This window comes from Mesorhizobium sp. M1E.F.Ca.ET.045.02.1.1 (genome assembly GCF_003952485.1).
Classification (GTDB): domain Bacteria; phylum Pseudomonadota; class Alphaproteobacteria; order Rhizobiales; family Rhizobiaceae; genus Mesorhizobium.
Genome location: NZ_CP034447.1, coordinates 4,774,865 through 4,789,970, shown reverse-complemented (window position 1 = coordinate 4,789,970; position 15,106 = coordinate 4,774,865). Strand labels below are relative to the sequence as shown.

12 protein-coding genes are annotated in these 15,106 nt (G+C 63.7%); 4 read left to right on the top strand and 8 right to left on the bottom strand.

What is annotated here, in order from left to right:
- Positions 1–2: 2 nt before the first annotated feature.
- Both argS and EJ070_RS22990 read right to left on the bottom strand, forming a co-directional pair.
- Positions 3–1,760 (bottom strand): arginine--tRNA ligase, encoded by a 1,758-nt coding sequence (gene argS / locus EJ070_RS22995; RefSeq protein ID WP_126093396.1) that lies wholly within the window; start codon positions 1,758–1,760, stop codon positions 3–5.
- A 177-nt stretch (positions 1,761–1,937) separates the two neighbouring features.
- On the bottom strand, positions 1,938–3,155 hold the full coding sequence (locus EJ070_RS22990) for a deoxyguanosinetriphosphate triphosphohydrolase (RefSeq protein WP_126093395.1): 1,218 nt from the start codon (positions 3,153–3,155) through the stop codon (positions 1,938–1,940).
- Positions 3,156–3,225: 70 nt separating this feature from the next.
- Between EJ070_RS22990 and erpA the strand changes: the two genes are divergently transcribed.
- From erpA to EJ070_RS22970, 4 genes are all read left to right on the top strand, one after another.
- Positions 3,226–3,573: an iron-sulfur cluster insertion protein ErpA gene (gene erpA / locus EJ070_RS22985; RefSeq protein ID WP_126093394.1), complete on the top strand. Its 348-nt coding sequence runs from the start codon at positions 3,226–3,228 to the stop codon at positions 3,571–3,573.
- 8 nt (positions 3,574–3,581) lie between these two features.
- On the top strand, positions 3,582–3,974 hold the full coding sequence (locus EJ070_RS22980) for a VOC family protein (RefSeq protein ID WP_126093393.1): 393 nt from the start codon (positions 3,582–3,584) through the stop codon (positions 3,972–3,974).
- A gap of 7 nt (positions 3,975–3,981) precedes the next feature.
- Positions 3,982–4,776 (top strand): exodeoxyribonuclease III, encoded by a 795-nt coding sequence (gene xth / locus EJ070_RS22975; protein WP_126093392.1) that lies wholly within the window; start codon positions 3,982–3,984, stop codon positions 4,774–4,776.
- An 80-nt stretch (positions 4,777–4,856) separates the two neighbouring features.
- Positions 4,857–5,156 (top strand): hypothetical protein, encoded by a 300-nt coding sequence (locus EJ070_RS22970; protein ID WP_126093391.1) that lies wholly within the window; start codon positions 4,857–4,859, stop codon positions 5,154–5,156.
- Between the two features lie 42 nt (positions 5,157–5,198).
- Here EJ070_RS22970 and EJ070_RS22965 read toward each other — a convergent pair whose 3' ends face one another.
- The 6 genes from EJ070_RS22965 to EJ070_RS22940 all read right to left on the bottom strand — a co-directional run bounded on the left by EJ070_RS22965 (position 5,199) and on the right by EJ070_RS22940 (position 15,073).
- Complete coding sequence (locus EJ070_RS22965) at positions 5,199–6,026, bottom strand: tetratricopeptide repeat protein (RefSeq protein ID WP_126093390.1); 828 nt, start codon at positions 6,024–6,026, stop codon at positions 5,199–5,201.
- Positions 6,013–7,737 carry a dihydroxy-acid dehydratase gene (gene ilvD / locus EJ070_RS22960; protein WP_126093389.1) on the bottom strand — a complete coding sequence of 575 codons (1,725 nt, stop codon included), beginning with the start codon at positions 7,735–7,737 and terminating at the stop codon, positions 6,013–6,015. The genes EJ070_RS22965 and ilvD overlap by 14 nt, the downstream gene beginning before the upstream one ends.
- 293 nt (positions 7,738–8,030) lie before the next feature.
- A complete protein-coding gene (locus EJ070_RS22955) occupies positions 8,031–9,260 on the bottom strand; it encodes an OmpP1/FadL family transporter (protein WP_126093388.1) in 1,230 nt (409 codons plus the stop codon).
- A 361-nt stretch (positions 9,261–9,621) separates the two neighbouring features.
- The gene (locus EJ070_RS22950) at positions 9,622–12,405 is read right to left on the bottom strand and encodes a valine--tRNA ligase (protein ID WP_126093387.1); all 2,784 of its coding nucleotides are present in this window, start codon (positions 12,403–12,405) and stop codon (positions 9,622–9,624) included.
- A 217-nt stretch (positions 12,406–12,622) separates the two neighbouring features.
- Complete coding sequence (locus EJ070_RS22945) at positions 12,623–13,456, bottom strand: PopZ family protein (protein WP_126093386.1); 834 nt, start codon at positions 13,454–13,456, stop codon at positions 12,623–12,625.
- Positions 13,457–13,693: 237 nt separating this feature from the next.
- Positions 13,694–15,073, bottom strand: coding sequence for a TolC family outer membrane protein (locus tag EJ070_RS22940; protein ID WP_126093385.1), 1,380 nt, complete (start codon positions 15,071–15,073; stop codon positions 13,694–13,696).
- Positions 15,074–15,106: the final 33 nt, after the last annotated feature.

Genomic DNA, 15,106 nt, shown 5'->3' with positions numbered 1-15,106 from the left:
ACCTAACGCATTTCGGTAGGCGCATCAGCTCCTATCAGCGTCAGGCCGGAGGTCAAAACATCCGAAACAGCCTGCACCAGCCCTAGTCTGGCATACGTCAATTGTGGGTCGTTAACCTTAACAAAACGTAAGTCTGGGTTGTCGGTGCCCCGATTCCAGTGTGCGTGGAAGCTCGACGCCAGATCGTAGAGGTAGAATGCCAGCCGGTGCGGCTCCAGCGCAAGTGCGGCGGATTCGATCAGCCGTGGATATTCAGCCAGCTTCCGGATCAGGCCCATCTCGCCCTCATCCGTCAGCGACGAAACCGAGGCCACGAGCCGGTTGCGGTCGAAATTCGCCTCGCCCAGTTGCTCGCTCGCCTGCCGGAACACCGAGTGGCAGCGCGCCGAGGCGTATTGCACGTAGAACACCGGATTGTCCTTGGACTGCTCGGTGACCTTGGCGAAGTCGAAATCGAGCGGCGCGTCGTTCTTGCGGTAGAGCATCATGAAGCGGATCGGGTCGCGGCCGACCTCCTCCACCACGTCGCGCAGCGTGACGAAATCACCCGACCGTTTCGACATGCGCACGGGCTCGCCATCGCGAAACAGCTTCACCAGTTGACAGAGAAGGACCGTGAGCTTCACCGTATCGCCGGCGACCGCGCGCGCCAGTGCCTCCAGCCGCTTGACGTAGCCGCCATGGTCGGCGCCGAGCACATAGATCAGATCGACGAAGCCGCGCTCGACCTTGTCCTTGAGATAGGCGACGTCGGCGGCGAAATAGGTGAACGAGCCGTCGGACTTGACCAGCGCGCGGTCCATATCGTCGCCGACGGCGGTCGAGCGGAACAGCGTCTGCTCACGGTCTTCCCAGTCGTCCGGCTTCTCGCCCTTCGGCGGCGGCAGCTTGCCCTTGTAGATATGGCCCTTGAGCGTCAGGTCGGCGATCGCCGCCCGGATCTTCTTGGCATTGTCGGCATGCAGCGTGCGCTCGGAGAAGAACACGTCGTGATGCACGTTGAGCAGCGCCAGGTCCTCGCGGATCATCGCCATCATGGCGTCGACCGTGCGGTCCTTGGCGATCGCCAGCGCTTCCTCTTCCGGCATCTCCAGCAGGCTGCGGCCGAATTCTTTGGCCAGCGCCTGGCCGACCGGGACCAGATAGTCACCCGGATAGAGGCCCGGCGGGATCTCGCCGATGTCTTGGCCAAGCGCCTCGCGATAGCGCAGCATGGCCGAGCGTCCCAGCACGTCGATCTGCGAGCCGGCGTCGTTGATGACATATTCCTTGGTCACGTCGTAGCCGGCGAAGGCCATCAGATTGGCCAAAGTGTCGCCGACGACGGCGCCGCGGCAATGCCCGACATGCATCGGACCGGTCGGATTGGCCGAGACATATTCGACATTGGCCTTGCGGCCGCCGCCGATCTTCGAGCGGCCATAGTTGCGGCCCTCACCGAGCAGCGCCGCCAGATGCGCCTGCCAGAACCCGTCCTTCAGCCTGAGATTGACGAAGCCCGGCCCGGCGACGTCGGCGGACGCGATATCGGCATCGGCGCGCAGCACCTCGACCAGCTTCTCGGCAAGAGCGCGCGGGTTCTGTCCGGTGGGTTTCGCCAGCACCATCGCCGCATTGGTGGCAAGGTCGCCGTGGCTGGCGTCGCGCGGCGGCTCGACCGCGATGCGCGACAGATCCGGCGATGCGCCATCCTTGCCCTTCAGATCAAGGGTTTCGACGGCTTTTACGATCCGCGCGTTGAAATCGGCGAAGATATTCATCGGGTATGCTCTGGAAAATTGGTTATCGGACCGCCCGGAAGAGTCCGCTTCGAAACTCGCCCCGATGAGTCAGATGGCGTGGCTTTCGAGAACCGGAGCGGACATTTAAGTCCGTGAGCACCGGAAGCGGAGAAAGTCGCGTCAGATGGCCGCCAGGGTAGAGTTTCGAAGCGGGCTCTAGCTCAAATCGGGCGTATGGTCAAACAATCGCCTGTGCTCCTTGAGCGCATAGGTGTCGGTCATGCCTGCCAGGAAGTCCGCAACGCTGCGCGCCTTGATGCGATCTTCAGCGCGGTCGAGCCCTTCGCGCCATCCGTCGGGCATGGCGCGCGGATCGGCGAAATAGACATCGAACAGGTCGCGAACGATCCGTTCGGCGTCGGCCCGCACACGCATCACTTCGGCATGCCGATAGAGATGCTTGTAGAGAAAGGCCTTCAACTCCTTCTCTTCGGCAGCCATGCTTGCGGAGAAGGTGACCATCGTCTCGCCCGCCGCCCTCACCGCATCCGCGCTCTCCGGCTTGAGGCGCTCGATATTGGCGGTGGCGGAAGCAATCACATCCTCCACCATCAACGTGATCTGCCGGCGCATCAGCTCGTGGCCGGTGCGCACGTCATCGAGCTGCGGGTAGCGGGCGCGCACGCCCTTCAGGATCGAGCCCGGCAGGCCGACGTCCTCCAGCATGTCCAGCGTCAGGAAGCCGGAGCGCAGGCCGTCATCGATGTCATGGCTGTTGTAGGCAATGTCGTCGGCGATCGCCGCGCACTGCGCCTCGATGCCGGCGAAGCGGTCGAGCTCGAGGTCGTGCAGTTCGGAGTAATCGCGGATCGCCTGCGGCACGGGACCCTTGAGCCCTTTCCCGCTTGCGTCGGTCAGCGGCCCATTGTGCTTGACCAGCCCCTCCAGCGTTTCCCAGGTGAGGTTCAGCCCGTCGAAATCGGCGTAACGCCGCTCGAGCCTGGTGACGATGCGCAGCGACTGCGCATTGTGGTCGAACCCGCCCCAGGCAGCCATCTTCTCGTTCAGCGCCTCCTCGCCGGTATGGCCGAAGGGCGTATGGCCGAAATCATGGACCAGGGCGACGGCTTCGGCGAGGTCCTCGTCGCCGCGCAGCGCCCGCGCCAAGGCGCGGGCGATCTGCGCCACCTCGATCGAATGCGTCAGCCTGGTGCGATAGTGGTCGCCTTCATGCGCGACGAACACCTGCGTCTTATGTTTCAGCCGGCGAAAGGCGGTGGAATGGATGATGCGGTCGCGGTCGCGCTGGAACGGCGTGCGGGTCGGGCTTTCGGGCTCGTCGAACAGCCGGCCGCGCGACCGCGCCGGATCGCTCGCATAGACGGCGCGCGGCCGATAGCCGAATCCGATATCGCCGAGAGCGTCCTTGCTCATTCGCCCACCAGTTGACTTGCCCCCGCCCGCTTCATACCTATCATGGGAAACCGAAAGCAAGGTGACGCCGATGGGCGCGGATGCCAAGACTGCCATGAAGGTCGAGATGACCGACGCCGCCGCGAAGCGGATCGCCAAGATTGTCGCTGGCGAACCCGGCAAGAGCGCCTTGCGCGTTTCCGTCGAAGGCGGCGGCTGCTCCGGCTTCTCCTACAAGTTCGATCTCGTCGACAGTCGCAACGACGACGACGTCGCCATCGAGAAGGACGGCGCGACGATCCTGATCGACGACCTCTCGCTGGTCTATATGGGCGGCTCGGTGATCGACTTCGTCGACGACCTGATGGGCCAGTCCTTCCAGATCAGGAACCCGAACGCCGTCGCCTCCTGCGGCTGCGGCACCAGTTTTTCCGTCTGAACGATCCGATGCCTGCGATCGGCGCGGTCCGCCAGGTCGCGCTGTCGGCCGGGCGCGATCTCGATGCGACGCTGGCCTTCTGGCAGGGCGTGCTCGGCATGAGCGTGCATGCGCGCTACGATCCGCCGGGCATTGCCTTCATCATGGCCGGCGATGTGCGGCTCCTCTTCGCCGACGGCGTGCCGCCCGGCACCGTCTATCTCGACATTGCCGGTCTCGAGGCCTTCCATGCCGAGACGAAGGCCGCCGGTATTCCCTTCACCGCGCCGCCCGCGCTCGTGCACCGCGACACCGAGGGCCGGTTCGGTCCAGCGGGGGAAAGCGAATGGATGGCCTTTCTAAAGGATCCCGCAGGCAATACGATCGGCCTTGTCGAGCGCCTTGCGCCGGAACGAGATTGAGGTCCCCATGAAGATCGTCACCTGGAACATCAACGGCGTTCGCGCCCGCATCGGCAACCTCACCCACTGGCTGACCGAGAGCGCGCCGGACATCGTGTGCCTGCAGGAGATCAAGACCCTCGACGATCAGTTCCCGCGCGCCGAGATCGAGGCGCTGGGCTACAATGTCGAGACCAACGGCCAGAAGAGCTTCAACGGCGTCGCCATCCTCTCGAAGCTCCCCTTCGACGAAGTCAATCGCGGCTTGCCCGGCGACGATGCCGACGACCACGCGCGCTTTATCGAAGGCGTTTTCTCGACCGACAAAGGCGCCCTGCGCGTCGCCTCGCTCTATCTGCCGAACGGCAACCCGGTCGATGACGAGCGGAAGTTTTCCTACAAGCTGGCATGGATGGCGAGGCTGGAGCGCTGGGCGCAAGAACGGCTGAGGCTCGAGGAAGCGCTGGTGCTCGCCGGCGACTACAACGTCATCCCCGAGCGCGCCGACGCCAGGTTCCCCGACAACTGGCTCGGCGACGCGCTGTTCCAGCCGGAGACGCGGCAGGCCTTCCGCCGCCTGAAGAACCTCGGCTTCACCGAGGCCGTGCGCGCCGTCACCGACTCTGCCGATGTCTATACCTTCTGGGACTATCAGGCCGGCGCCTGGCAGAAGAACAACGGCATCCGCATCGATCATCTTCTGCTGTCGCCCGAGGCCGCCAACCGCTTTTCATCGGCCTCGGTCGAAAAGCATGTGCGCGCCTGGGAAAAACCCTCCGACCATGTGCCGGTGGCTATCGATCTCGCCTTGCAGCCGGCCTGAAGAAGCTATTCAGGTAACTCTCGCAGAACCCTGATATTGCCACAAATCGCGCGTTTGATGCGGGCTGTTGCGGGGGTTCGATGACGATCCGATTTGTTCTTTGCCCGATCGGCGTTGCGCTGGCATTTGCCACACCGGCGCCGGTGCTGGCCGCCCAAGCGTGCCTTGCCAACGGCAAATCGTTCAAGGTCGGCGAGACAGCCTGCCTGACTGTTGCCGGCGAAAGTCACCTTGCGCGCTGCGACATGGTTCTCAACAACACGTCCTGGACGAAGGTCAAGGACGTGTGCCCCGGCGAAAGCCAGGCGCCGAAATTGCACCCAACCTCGATATCGACGCCGACGCCAAGCGTGGTGCCGACGGAACCTACCGAGAACTGAGGAGCTGCCGATCTCCCCCCAAAGGGGGAGATTTGGCGCCGCTTACTGGTCGCCGTTGTTGCCCTTGGTCAGGATGTCGTCGGCGAGTGAAATCGCCGTGCGGCGGTCCGCCTCGCCGGCGGCGGCGAAGGCTTCTTCCTGCATGCTGCGGATCCAGGGCTGATCGGCCGGCGGAGCCCGCTCAAGTGCGGCCGTCATCATCGCCAGGCCGCGCACGACCTTGCCGCTCTGGAACAAGAGATTGCCGAGCGTCGCCTGCGCGCCGGCATGTCCCTTTTCGGCCGCGAGCTGCAGCCAGCGTCCGGCCTGCTTGACGCTGGCCTTCACACCGCCCTCGCCCTTCAGGAACATCTGGCCGATCTCGAACTGGGCGTTCGGGTTGCGGTAGTTGGCGGCGGCGCGCATGTAATATTCCTGCGCCGCGACCTCGTTTTCCTCGACCGGGCTGCCGGGAATGCCTTTGCGCAGATAGTCGCCGAGCGCCACAAGCGCGTCCGAGACATAGCTTTCCTCGGGCGAGCCCGGCTCGACATCCTGGTCGACGATCTCCGAGAAGAACTTGAAGGCCGCGTAGTCGTCGCGCGCCACGCCGTCGCCTTCGGCATACATGCGCGCAAGCTTCCAGGTGGCGCCGATCTGGCCGTTCTCGGCGGCGTATTTATAGGCCTCGACCGCCTGGTCCTTGTGGCCGTTCTTGTAGGCGGAAAAGCCGAACTGGAACACGGCCCACGGGCTCGACTGCGGCTTCACGCCGGTCTTGTCGTCGAACACCTTGTCGTCGAAGGCCATGGCCTGTCCGACGGCGCCCAAGGTCGCGACAGCGACCAGTGCCGGCAAGACAAATGACCTCAACACCTCAAATGTCCGCATAGCAGTGTGTTTCTTTCGCACCGCCCGGATGGGTGACCGCGCCGTCGCGGGCCGACCCTACGGTCTGCGCATATTTCCAGATCGCGCCGGACTGATAGTCGGTCTTGCGCGCCTTCCATTTCTTTGCCCGTGCCGCCAGTTCGGCATCCGACAGCGCCACCTCGATCGTGCCTTTCACGGCGTCGATCGAAATCACGTCGCCATCCTTGACGAGCCCGATCGGCCCGCCGACCGCCGCCTCCGGCCCGACATGGCCGATACAGAAGCCGCGCGTGGCGCCGGAGAAGCGTCCGTCCGTGATCAGCGCTACCTTGCCGCCCATGCCCTGGCCGTAGAGCGCCGCCGTCGTCGACAGCATCTCGCGCATGCCCGGTCCGCCGCGCGGCCCCTCGTAGCGGATGACGAGAACCTCGCCTTCGTGATAGTTGCGCTGCGTGACCGCTTCGAAGCACTCCTCTTCCGAATCGAAGCAGCGCGCCGGGCCTGAGAATTTCAGCTCCGACATGCCGGCGACCTTCACGATCGCGCCTTCGGGGGCAAGGTTGCCCTTCAAGCCCACAACGCCGCCTGTCTTGGTGATTGGCCGATTGGCGGGACGCACAACATCCTGGCTGTCATTCCAGGCAACATGCTCCATGTTTTCGGCCAAAGTGCGGCCAGTGACCGTCATGCAATCGCCGTGCAGGTAGCCGTGGTCGAGCAGCGTCTTCATCAGGAGTGGAATGCCGCCGGCCTCGAACATGTCCTTGGCGACATATTTGCCGCCGGGCTTGAGATCGGCGATGTAGGGCGTCTTCTCGAAGATCGCCGCCACGTCGAAAAGGTCGAACTTGATGCCGGCCTCATGCGCGATCGCCGGCAGATGCAGCGCCGCGTTGGTCGAGCCGCCGGTGGCCGACACGACCGTCGCGGCATTCTCCAGCGCCTTGCGGGTGATGATGTCGCGCGGCCGGATGTTCTTGGCGATCAGCTCCATGACCTTCTCGCCGGAGGCGAAATTGAAGCGGTCGCGCATCTCGTAGGGCGCCGGCGCGCCGCAGGAATAGGGCAAAGCCAGGCCGATCGCCTCGGCGACGGTCGCCATGGTGTTGGCGGTGAACTGGGCGCCGCAGGAACCCGCCGACGGACAGGCCGCCTGCTCTATCTCGAGCAGTTCCGCATCGGAGATCGTGCCGACCGAATGCTGGCCGACCGCCTCGAACACGTCCTGCACGGTGATCTGCCGGCCGCGATAGCTGCCGGGCAGGATCGAGCCGCCATAGATGAAGATCGACGGCACGTTGAGGCGGACCATCGCCATCATCATGCCGGGCAGCGACTTGTCGCAGCCGGCCAAGCCGACCAGCGCGTCGTAGCAATGGCCGCGCATGGTGAGCTCGACCGAATCGGCGATCACCTCGCGCGACACCAGCGACGACTTCATGCCCTGATGGCCCATGGCGATGCCGTCGGTGACGGTGATGGTGCAGAATTCGCGCGGCGTGCCGTTGGCGGCCGCTACGCCCTTCTTGACCACCTGCGCCTGGCGCATCAGCGAGATGTTGCAGGGCGCGGCCTCGTTCCAGCAACTGGCGACGCCGACCAGCGGCTGCGCGATCTCGGCCGCCGACAGTCCCATGGCGTAGAGGTACGAGCGATGCGGCGCGCGCGCCGGACCAACGGTCACGTAGCGGCTGGGCAGCTTGGCCTTGGAGATCACCCTGGCGTCCATACTCGTCCTTGCCGCCCCTCAATGCGGCCTGCCTCATCGCCGGGCCAACCTGGCACGCATCCCGAGACCTATTCGAGTTGCTCCGGGTTTATGGCGGGAAATGGGCAGTTCCCCCGACCTGACTTCTAGCGCAGGGGTTGTTCATAAACTGTTGCTAAAACGTCACAATTGTGAAGGGCGCGGTTTGTGACCCGCATATGCAACATAACGTCGGCCGATCGGGCCAGGCCGTTGATTGCACAACGAAAAAGGCCGGGCATTGCCCGGCTTTTTTCCCAATCCTTCGTGGCGACTTAGAACTTGATCTTTACGCCGCCCGAAATCGCGGTGACCAGATCGTTGCCGAAGTCGTAGCTGGCATCCGCCCCGACGACTTTGCCGTTCTCGCCAATCAATATCCCTGAATGGCCGCTGGTCATCACGCCAATCGCACCAGCCAGCCGAACCTCGATATTCGGCTTCGGCGTGTAGGCGACGCCGCCGCCCAGCGTCCAGGTATCGGTCTGGGCACCATAACCATGCGAGGTGCCGCGATCCCAAGAAAGCTGACCAGCGGCGCTCCACTGATCGTTGAACTTGTGGCCGATGCCGCCTGAAACCGTCCAGCCGTCCCGATACATCAGGTCAAGCGAGGTCACCTCTGCTGGAGAATTCGTGAAGCAAAGCGCGGCGGGAACACCCACAGGGCAGATCGGCACGCTCTGCAGCACGCTCCAGTTGACCCACTTGATCGAACCGAAGGCGAGCCAGCCCGGCGCGACGCCCGACTGTAATTTCAATTCCACCACATCCGGCATGTATTGCGTCGAGCCGTAGATCGGGATCGTACCCAAGCCAACATTCGTCAAGTCCAGCGTGCCCGAGATGTTGTCGAGCTTGACCTTCGAATTGTAGACGAGGCTCGCGCGCAGCGCGATGTCAGGGATTTCATAGGCGATGCCGGCGCGCCAGCCCCAGCCGTTGCTCGTCAGGTCCACACGACCAGTTCCACCGAAGTTGGGCACCAGCGGTGACACCAAGTCTTCCTTGAAGCCATAAACCTTCTGATAGAAAACACCGCCAATAAAGCGGAGCTGGCCCTTGCCCGCATCCATTTTGTAAGAGCAGGTTGCAGCGTAGTTGTCGCTCTTGATGTCGGTCTCCATGTTGGAGAACGCGCCGTTCCACACGCCGGGCGCAGTGTGCGCGCCCCAAGGCTGTGAGTAATCGACCATACAGTCGACACCCTGGACAACCTGGACCTTGCCGCCGATGCGCGGCACCCAATAATCCTCGGCTCCGTCAGCCGTGGTTCCGAAACCGAGGTCGGCCCCTCCGGGACCGCGCGCATTCTTGTACTTGCGATCCGGCATCACGAAAGTCGCTTCCGCTTCCGTGGCGAAAGGCGCTGGATCGAACAGCAGATCGATGTCGTAGCCGCCGCGCTCCAGGCCGCCGGCATGCGCCGGATGCATTGCCGCACCGATAAGAGTCAGCGAAAAGCACCCTGCCCCCAGCAGTGCTTTGAGCCGCAAAATGTTCATGGATTCCCTCCCCGAAAATACGCGGGATCAAGCTAGAACCAATTCGGGTAAATGGCGCAACAACGAATTCAGGGGCTGTACACGTACGCCCTTGACAGCTCGCATTTTCGCCATTGTACCCGGCCGCGAAATCGAGCCTAATCGCGGCCAATAGGTATCGATTGGCAGAAAAAAGCTGCAAAAACCTTTCAATGCAGCTCAAAAACAGGCCATTTTAGGGGAAAAAGGCCCCATTGTTACATTATGGCAACAATAGGGCCTAAAGTTTCCGTTTACGTCAAAATTAACGCAACGGCATGCCTATCTCGCAGGCAGATGACGCTTCGGAAAGTCGCTCTCCAGCGGGAGCGAATCTTGCCGTTCAGCCGGCGTCGCGAACCCTGGTCAAAGCGACCGAAAGCTTCTCCTGCGCCTCGCGATATTCGGCAAGCTTTTCGCGCTCGGCCTCGACCACTTCCTCCGGCGCGTTGGCGACGAACTTCTCGTTCGACAGCTTCTTGTGCAGGCGGGCGATCTCCTCGGTCACCTTGGCCAGTTCCTTCTGCAGCCGCGCGGCTTCGGCCGCAAGGTCGATCAGGCTGCCGAGCGGCAGAGAGATGGTTGCCTCGTTGAGGACGATCTGTGCCGAGCCCTTGGGCGGCGTCTCCGCCAGCGATATGCTGCCGATGCGCGCCAGGCGCTTGATCGCCTGGTCGTGGCGTTCGAGCCTCTCGCGCGTCGTTGCATTGGCGCCGATCACCGCCAAGGGCGCGATCGCTGCCGGCGGCACGTTCATTTCCGAGCGCACCGAGCGGATGCCCGAGACGAGATCGACCAGCCAGTTGATGTCGGCGGCCGCGTCGTCATCCTCGAAATCCGGCGACGGCCAGGCGGCGTGGCAAAGCAGCGAACCGCGCTCCTTGCCTTCGCCCGCCGTCTGTGCCCAGAGCTCCTCGGTCATGAACGGCATCATCGGATGCAAGAGCTTGTAGATCTCATCGAGCACGAAGGCGACGCAGGCACGGCTCTCAGCCTTGGCGGCTTCGTCCGTACCCATGAACACCGGCTTCAACAGTTCCAGATACCAGTCGCAGAACAGGTTCCACACGAAGCGGTAGGCGGCACCCGCCGCCTCGTTGAAGCGGTAGGTGGTGATGCCCTCGGTGACCGCGCGCGCCGCCCGCGTCAGCTCCGTCAGGATCCAGCGGTTGACCGCGAGCTTGGCGTCGTTCAGCCAGAAATCGTCGTTCCTGGCGACTTCGTTCATCTCGGCAAAGCGCGTCGCGTTCCAGAGCTTGGTGCCGAAATTGCGGTAGCCGGCGATGCGCGCCGGGTCGAGCTTCACGTCGCGCCCCTGCGCCGCCATCACGGTCAGGGTGAAGCGCAGCGCGTCGGCGCCATACTCGTCGATCAGATCGAGCGGGTCGATGACGTTGCCTTTCGACTTCGACATCTTCTGCCCGTTCTTGTCGCGCACGAGCGCGTGCACATAGACGGTGTGGAACGGCTCCTCGTCCATGAAGTGCAGACCCATCATCATCATGCGGGCAACCCAGAAGAAGATGATGTCGAAGCCGGTGACCAGCACATCGGTCTGATAGTAGGTCTTCAGCTCCTGCGTCTCGTCGGGCCAGCCAAGCGTCGAGAACGGCCACAGCGCCGAGGAGAACCAGGTATCGAGAACGTCCTCGTCGCGCGTCAGGATCTCGCCCGGCTGGAAATTCTCCAGCTTGTCCTCGACCCAGGCCTTCCACGGACCTTCCAGCGCCAGATAGTATTCGATCGCCGCGGCAAGCGCCTCTTCCTCGGTCTTCTCGACGAAGACGCGACCGTCCGGCCCGTACCAGGCAGGGATCTGGTGGCCCCACCAGAGCTGGCGCGAGATGCACCAGGGCTGGATGTTCTCCATCCAGTCGAAATAGGTCTTTTCCCAATTCTTCGGCACGAAGTTGGTACGACCTTCGCGCACGGAGGCGACCGCCGGCTTGGCGAGTTCTGCCGCGTTGACGTACCACTGGTCGGTCAGGAACGGCTCGATCGGCACGCCGCCGCGGTCGCCATGCGGCACCGTGTGGTGATGCGGCTCGACCTTGTCGAGGAAGCCGCCGGCTTCCATCAGCTCGACGATCTTCTTGCGCGCGACGAAGCGGTCGAGCCCGTCGAGCTCGTCCCAGACGGCGTGGCGCTCCGGCGTCACCTCTAGACCAGCGAGGTAGTCCTCATTGTCCTTGAGCTTGACGGCGGCTTCGACGGTCAGGATGTTGATCGCCGGCAGCTTGTGGCGCTTGCCGACCTCGAAGTCGTTGAAGTCGTGCGCCGGCGTGATCTTGACCGCGCCTGAGCCCTTCTCCGGGTCCGAATATTCATCGGCGACAATAGGAATCCGCCGGCCGACGATCGGCAGGATGACCTTCTTGCCGACCAGGTTGCGAAACCGTTCGTCATCGGGATGCACGGCCACCGCGGTGTCGCCGAGCATGGTTTCGGGACGCGTCGTGGCGACGGTGATGAATGTCTTCGGATTCTCGGGGTCGAACACCGCGCCTTCGACCGGATAGCGGAAATGCCAGAGATTGCCGTTGACCTCGTGCTGCTCGACCTCGAGATCGGAAATGGCGGTCAACAGCTTCGGATCCCAGTTCACAAGGCGCTTGTCCTTGTAGATCAACCCTTCCTTGTAGAGGGTGACGAAGACCTCCAGCACCGCCTTGGACAGGCCCTCGTCCATGGTGAAGCGCTCCCGGCTCCAGTCGGCCGAGGCGCCCAGCCGCTTCAGCTGGTTGAAGATCGCGCCGCCGGATTCGGCTTTCCACTCCCAGACCTTTTCGATGAACTCCTCGCGCGTCAGGTCGCGGCGATGGATCTGCCTTTCCATGAGCTGGCGCTCGACCACCATCTGCGTAGCGATGCCGGCATGATCCATGCCGGGCTGCCACAGCACGTTCTTGCCGCGCATGCGTTCGAAGCGCACCAGGATATCCTGCAGCGTGTTGTTGAGCGCATGGCCCATATGCAGCGAGCCGGTGACGTTCGGCGGCGGGATGACGATGGTGAAGGCTTCCGCCCCTTCCTCCGCGCCGGCGCCGGCGCGAAACGCGTCGGCCTCTTCCCAGATTTTGGCGATCTTCGGCTCGACGGTCTTGGCGTCGTAGGTTTTATCAAGCATGGAGGAATGGTCCGAGCTGTCGGGAATAAGCGTCCGGTGTAAATCGGAAGCTCTTGGCCGAGTCAACCGCGAGGAAGATAGTCCGTCTCGCCGAGATAGGCTTGCCGCGATCGACGGCAATCCCATGCGTCATCGCCAACGATCCCGCGGCCGCATTTTCCGGAAACGAAAGCGCCGCCCGACGGCGGTGCATTTTACCTTGAACGCGCGGATGAAATCACTGCGCGCCGCGCGCCACGCGCTCGATTTCCTCGCGCACCAGCCGTTCGACCAGCGTCGGCAGATTGTTGTCGAGCCAGTCCTGCAGCATCGGACGCAGCATCTCCTCGGCCATCTCGTCGAAGGTCTTCTTGCTGCGGCTGGCGAAGGCGTCGGAAAGCTCGCCGAACGCCGCCGCGACCTGCCGGCCCGCATGCTCGGAGAGGATCGCCGGCCGCGCCGACGGCGAGTCGGCTGACGATGGCGTCGAAACCTTGCCGGGCGCCGCGGTTTCGACAGTTGGCGCGGCAAGATCCTCCTCGTCGAGCTCGACTTCGGGCGCCGCTTCTGCCGGGCGCGCGGCCACCTTGGCCTTGACCGAGCTTCCGCCAACGGCGGCGATCTCGCGCCGCCAATCGGCGACGATCGTATCGGCGCTTTGCGGCGCGCTTGCCGCGGCAGCCGGCGCGTCGGGCTCCGCGGCGACCCTCGCCCCGACTTCGGCCAGAGAGTTGGGGGCCAGTGTGGCGGGGCCCGAGGTGGTGGGCGCAGGCGCCGTCTTTACCGGCTCGGGGCGCGCCTCGGCGCGCGCGATCGCCGGATCGGAGGCCGCGAGTTGGGCCTGCACCTCGGCCAGCGTCACCGGCTTCCTCGGGGCGGATTCCGCATTCAGCTCGGAACGGAAAGCATCGACTTCGGCTGACGGCGGCGCCGGCTGGAGGTCCTGGCGCAAGTCGGCGCTGTCAGCCGCCGGCTGCTTGCGGCCGGTGTCGCTGTCCTCGATGATCCTTCGGATGGAAGCCAGTATCTCTTCCATGGAAGGTTCGCGCTGTGCGCTGCTTGCCGTCGCCATCGTCACATCCGCCGCCCTTGTGACCAGTTCAAGATCTCCATTCCGGTCGGGCCGGAATTCGAATCAACGACGACAGCGTAACCGACCGATCGTCATCCGAGAATCCCCAATCTGGGGAGACGTTGGATTTCAACAGATTAGCTGATTCCGCCGCCAGCAGCCGGCCGGCTGCTTCTCCAACAAAAAAGCGCCGCGCATCCATCGGACGCGCGGCGCTTTTTGAAGCTTACACGAAAATCAGCGGCCGTCCGGCGTGCGCAGCCCGATCCACTTGTCCTTGACGGCGTTGTAGTGCTCTTCCGGCTTGTATTTCGTGACCGCCAGGCCGAGACGCTCAACCGACAGCCGCCCGACAGCGGAGAGGATGGCATAGCTCGCCACCACGACGTCATGCTCGGAGTTCGCCTGGTTGATCTTGGCGGTGATGACGGCGTTCTGGGCGTTGAGCACGTCGAGCGTGGTCCGCTGGCCGACATTGCGCTCCTCGATGACGCCGTTGAGCGCCAGTTGCGCGGCGGCGATCACCTGCCTGTTGGCATCCACGCTTTGGCGGGCAGCGGTGTATTGTGTCCACGCCGAGGCCACAGCCTGGCGCACCTGGTCACGGCTGACGTCGACTTCGATGCGCGCCTGGCTGAGCGATTCCTTGTTCTGCCGCACGATCGCCGAGGTCCGGCCGCCGGAATAGATCGGAATGGTCAGCGTGGCGCCGATATTGGCGGAAGTCGAAGTGCCGTTGGTGCCTGTGATGTCAGGAACGGAGTGGCTGTAGTTGTCCGAAATGCCGGCGGAAGCCGAGACCTGCGGCAGCAGCGCGCCTTCCGCCGATTTCACCGAAAACGCCGCGGCGTCGACGAGATGTTCGGTGGCGAGGATGGCCGGATGCTCGGCGGCGGCGATGGTGAAGGCCGAATCGATGCTTCCCGGCAACAGCTTGCCAACCGGCGCGGCCGCCTTGAGCTTGCCCGGCTCGTCGCCGACGATCTGGTGATAGGTAGCGGCACTGGCAAGAGCCGTCGCGCGGGCGGCGCTGAGCTGGGCCACTGCCGTGGCGCGCGAGGCATCGGCCTGGGCGACGTCGGTGCGGGTTCCCTCGCCGACCTCGAAGCGCGATCGTGCGGCGCGCGCCTGCTCGGTCAGGAACTGCAGGTTCTGTTCGGTCAGCACCGCGATCTGGCGATCGCGGATCACGTCCATATAGGCGCTTGCCGCGTTGAACAGGATATTCTCTTCGGTGTTGCGCAGGCTTTCGACCGAAGCCCTCACCTGCGATTCGGCGGCGGCGACATTGTTCTTGGTCTGAAATCCATCGAACAGCGTCTGGTTGATTTGGACGCCGAAGCTGCCCGTCGTTATTCTCCTGCTGATGCCCTGCCCGTGCGTGTTGGTGTAGTCGATGCTGCCCGAACCGGTGACGGTCGGCCGCCAGCCCGACTTGGCGATGGCGACGCCTTCATCGGTGACGCGCACGCCGGCCCGGGCGGAGTTCAGCTGGGAGTTGTATTGATAAGCTTTGGCGAGGGCGCCGGTGATGGTTTCCGCCGATGCGGCCAGCGGCGAGAGCGCTGTCGCCGAAATGAGCATGGCTGTCAGAAAAGTCTTGTGTAGGGGCGGCACGTATTATCCCTCATTCGTTTTGCATGGGAACCA

Excerpts from the sequence above, each read along its gene's own strand:
- argS (WP_126093396.1), bottom strand. The coding sequence starts at position 1,760 with ATGAATATCTTCGCCGATTTCAACGCGCGGATCGTAAAAGCCGTCGAA.
- ilvD (WP_126093389.1), bottom strand. The coding sequence starts at position 7,737 with ATGGACGCCAGGGTGATCTCCAAGGCCAAGCTGCCCAGCCGCTACGTG.
- EJ070_RS22965 (WP_126093390.1), bottom strand. The coding sequence starts at position 6,026 with ATGCGGACATTTGAGGTGTTGAGGTCATTTGTCTTGCCGGCACTGGTC.
- EJ070_RS22945 (WP_126093386.1), bottom strand. The coding sequence starts at position 13,456 with ATGGCGACGGCAAGCAGCGCACAGCGCGAACCTTCCATGGAAGAGATA.
- EJ070_RS22980 (WP_126093393.1), top strand. The coding sequence starts at position 3,582 with ATGCCTGCGATCGGCGCGGTCCGCCAGGTCGCGCTGTCGGCCGGGCGC.
- EJ070_RS22950 (WP_126093387.1), bottom strand. The coding sequence starts at position 12,405 with ATGCTTGATAAAACCTACGACGCCAAGACCGTCGAGCCGAAGATCGCC.
- erpA (WP_126093394.1), top strand. The coding sequence starts at position 3,226 with ATGGGCGCGGATGCCAAGACTGCCATGAAGGTCGAGATGACCGACGCC.
- EJ070_RS22955 (WP_126093388.1), bottom strand. The coding sequence starts at position 9,260 with ATGAACATTTTGCGGCTCAAAGCACTGCTGGGGGCAGGGTGCTTTTCG.
- EJ070_RS22970 (WP_126093391.1), top strand. The coding sequence starts at position 4,857 with ATGACGATCCGATTTGTTCTTTGCCCGATCGGCGTTGCGCTGGCATTT.
- EJ070_RS22990 (WP_126093395.1), bottom strand. The coding sequence starts at position 3,155 with ATGAGCAAGGACGCTCTCGGCGATATCGGATTCGGCTATCGGCCGCGC.
- xth (WP_126093392.1), top strand. The coding sequence starts at position 3,982 with ATGAAGATCGTCACCTGGAACATCAACGGCGTTCGCGCCCGCATCGGC.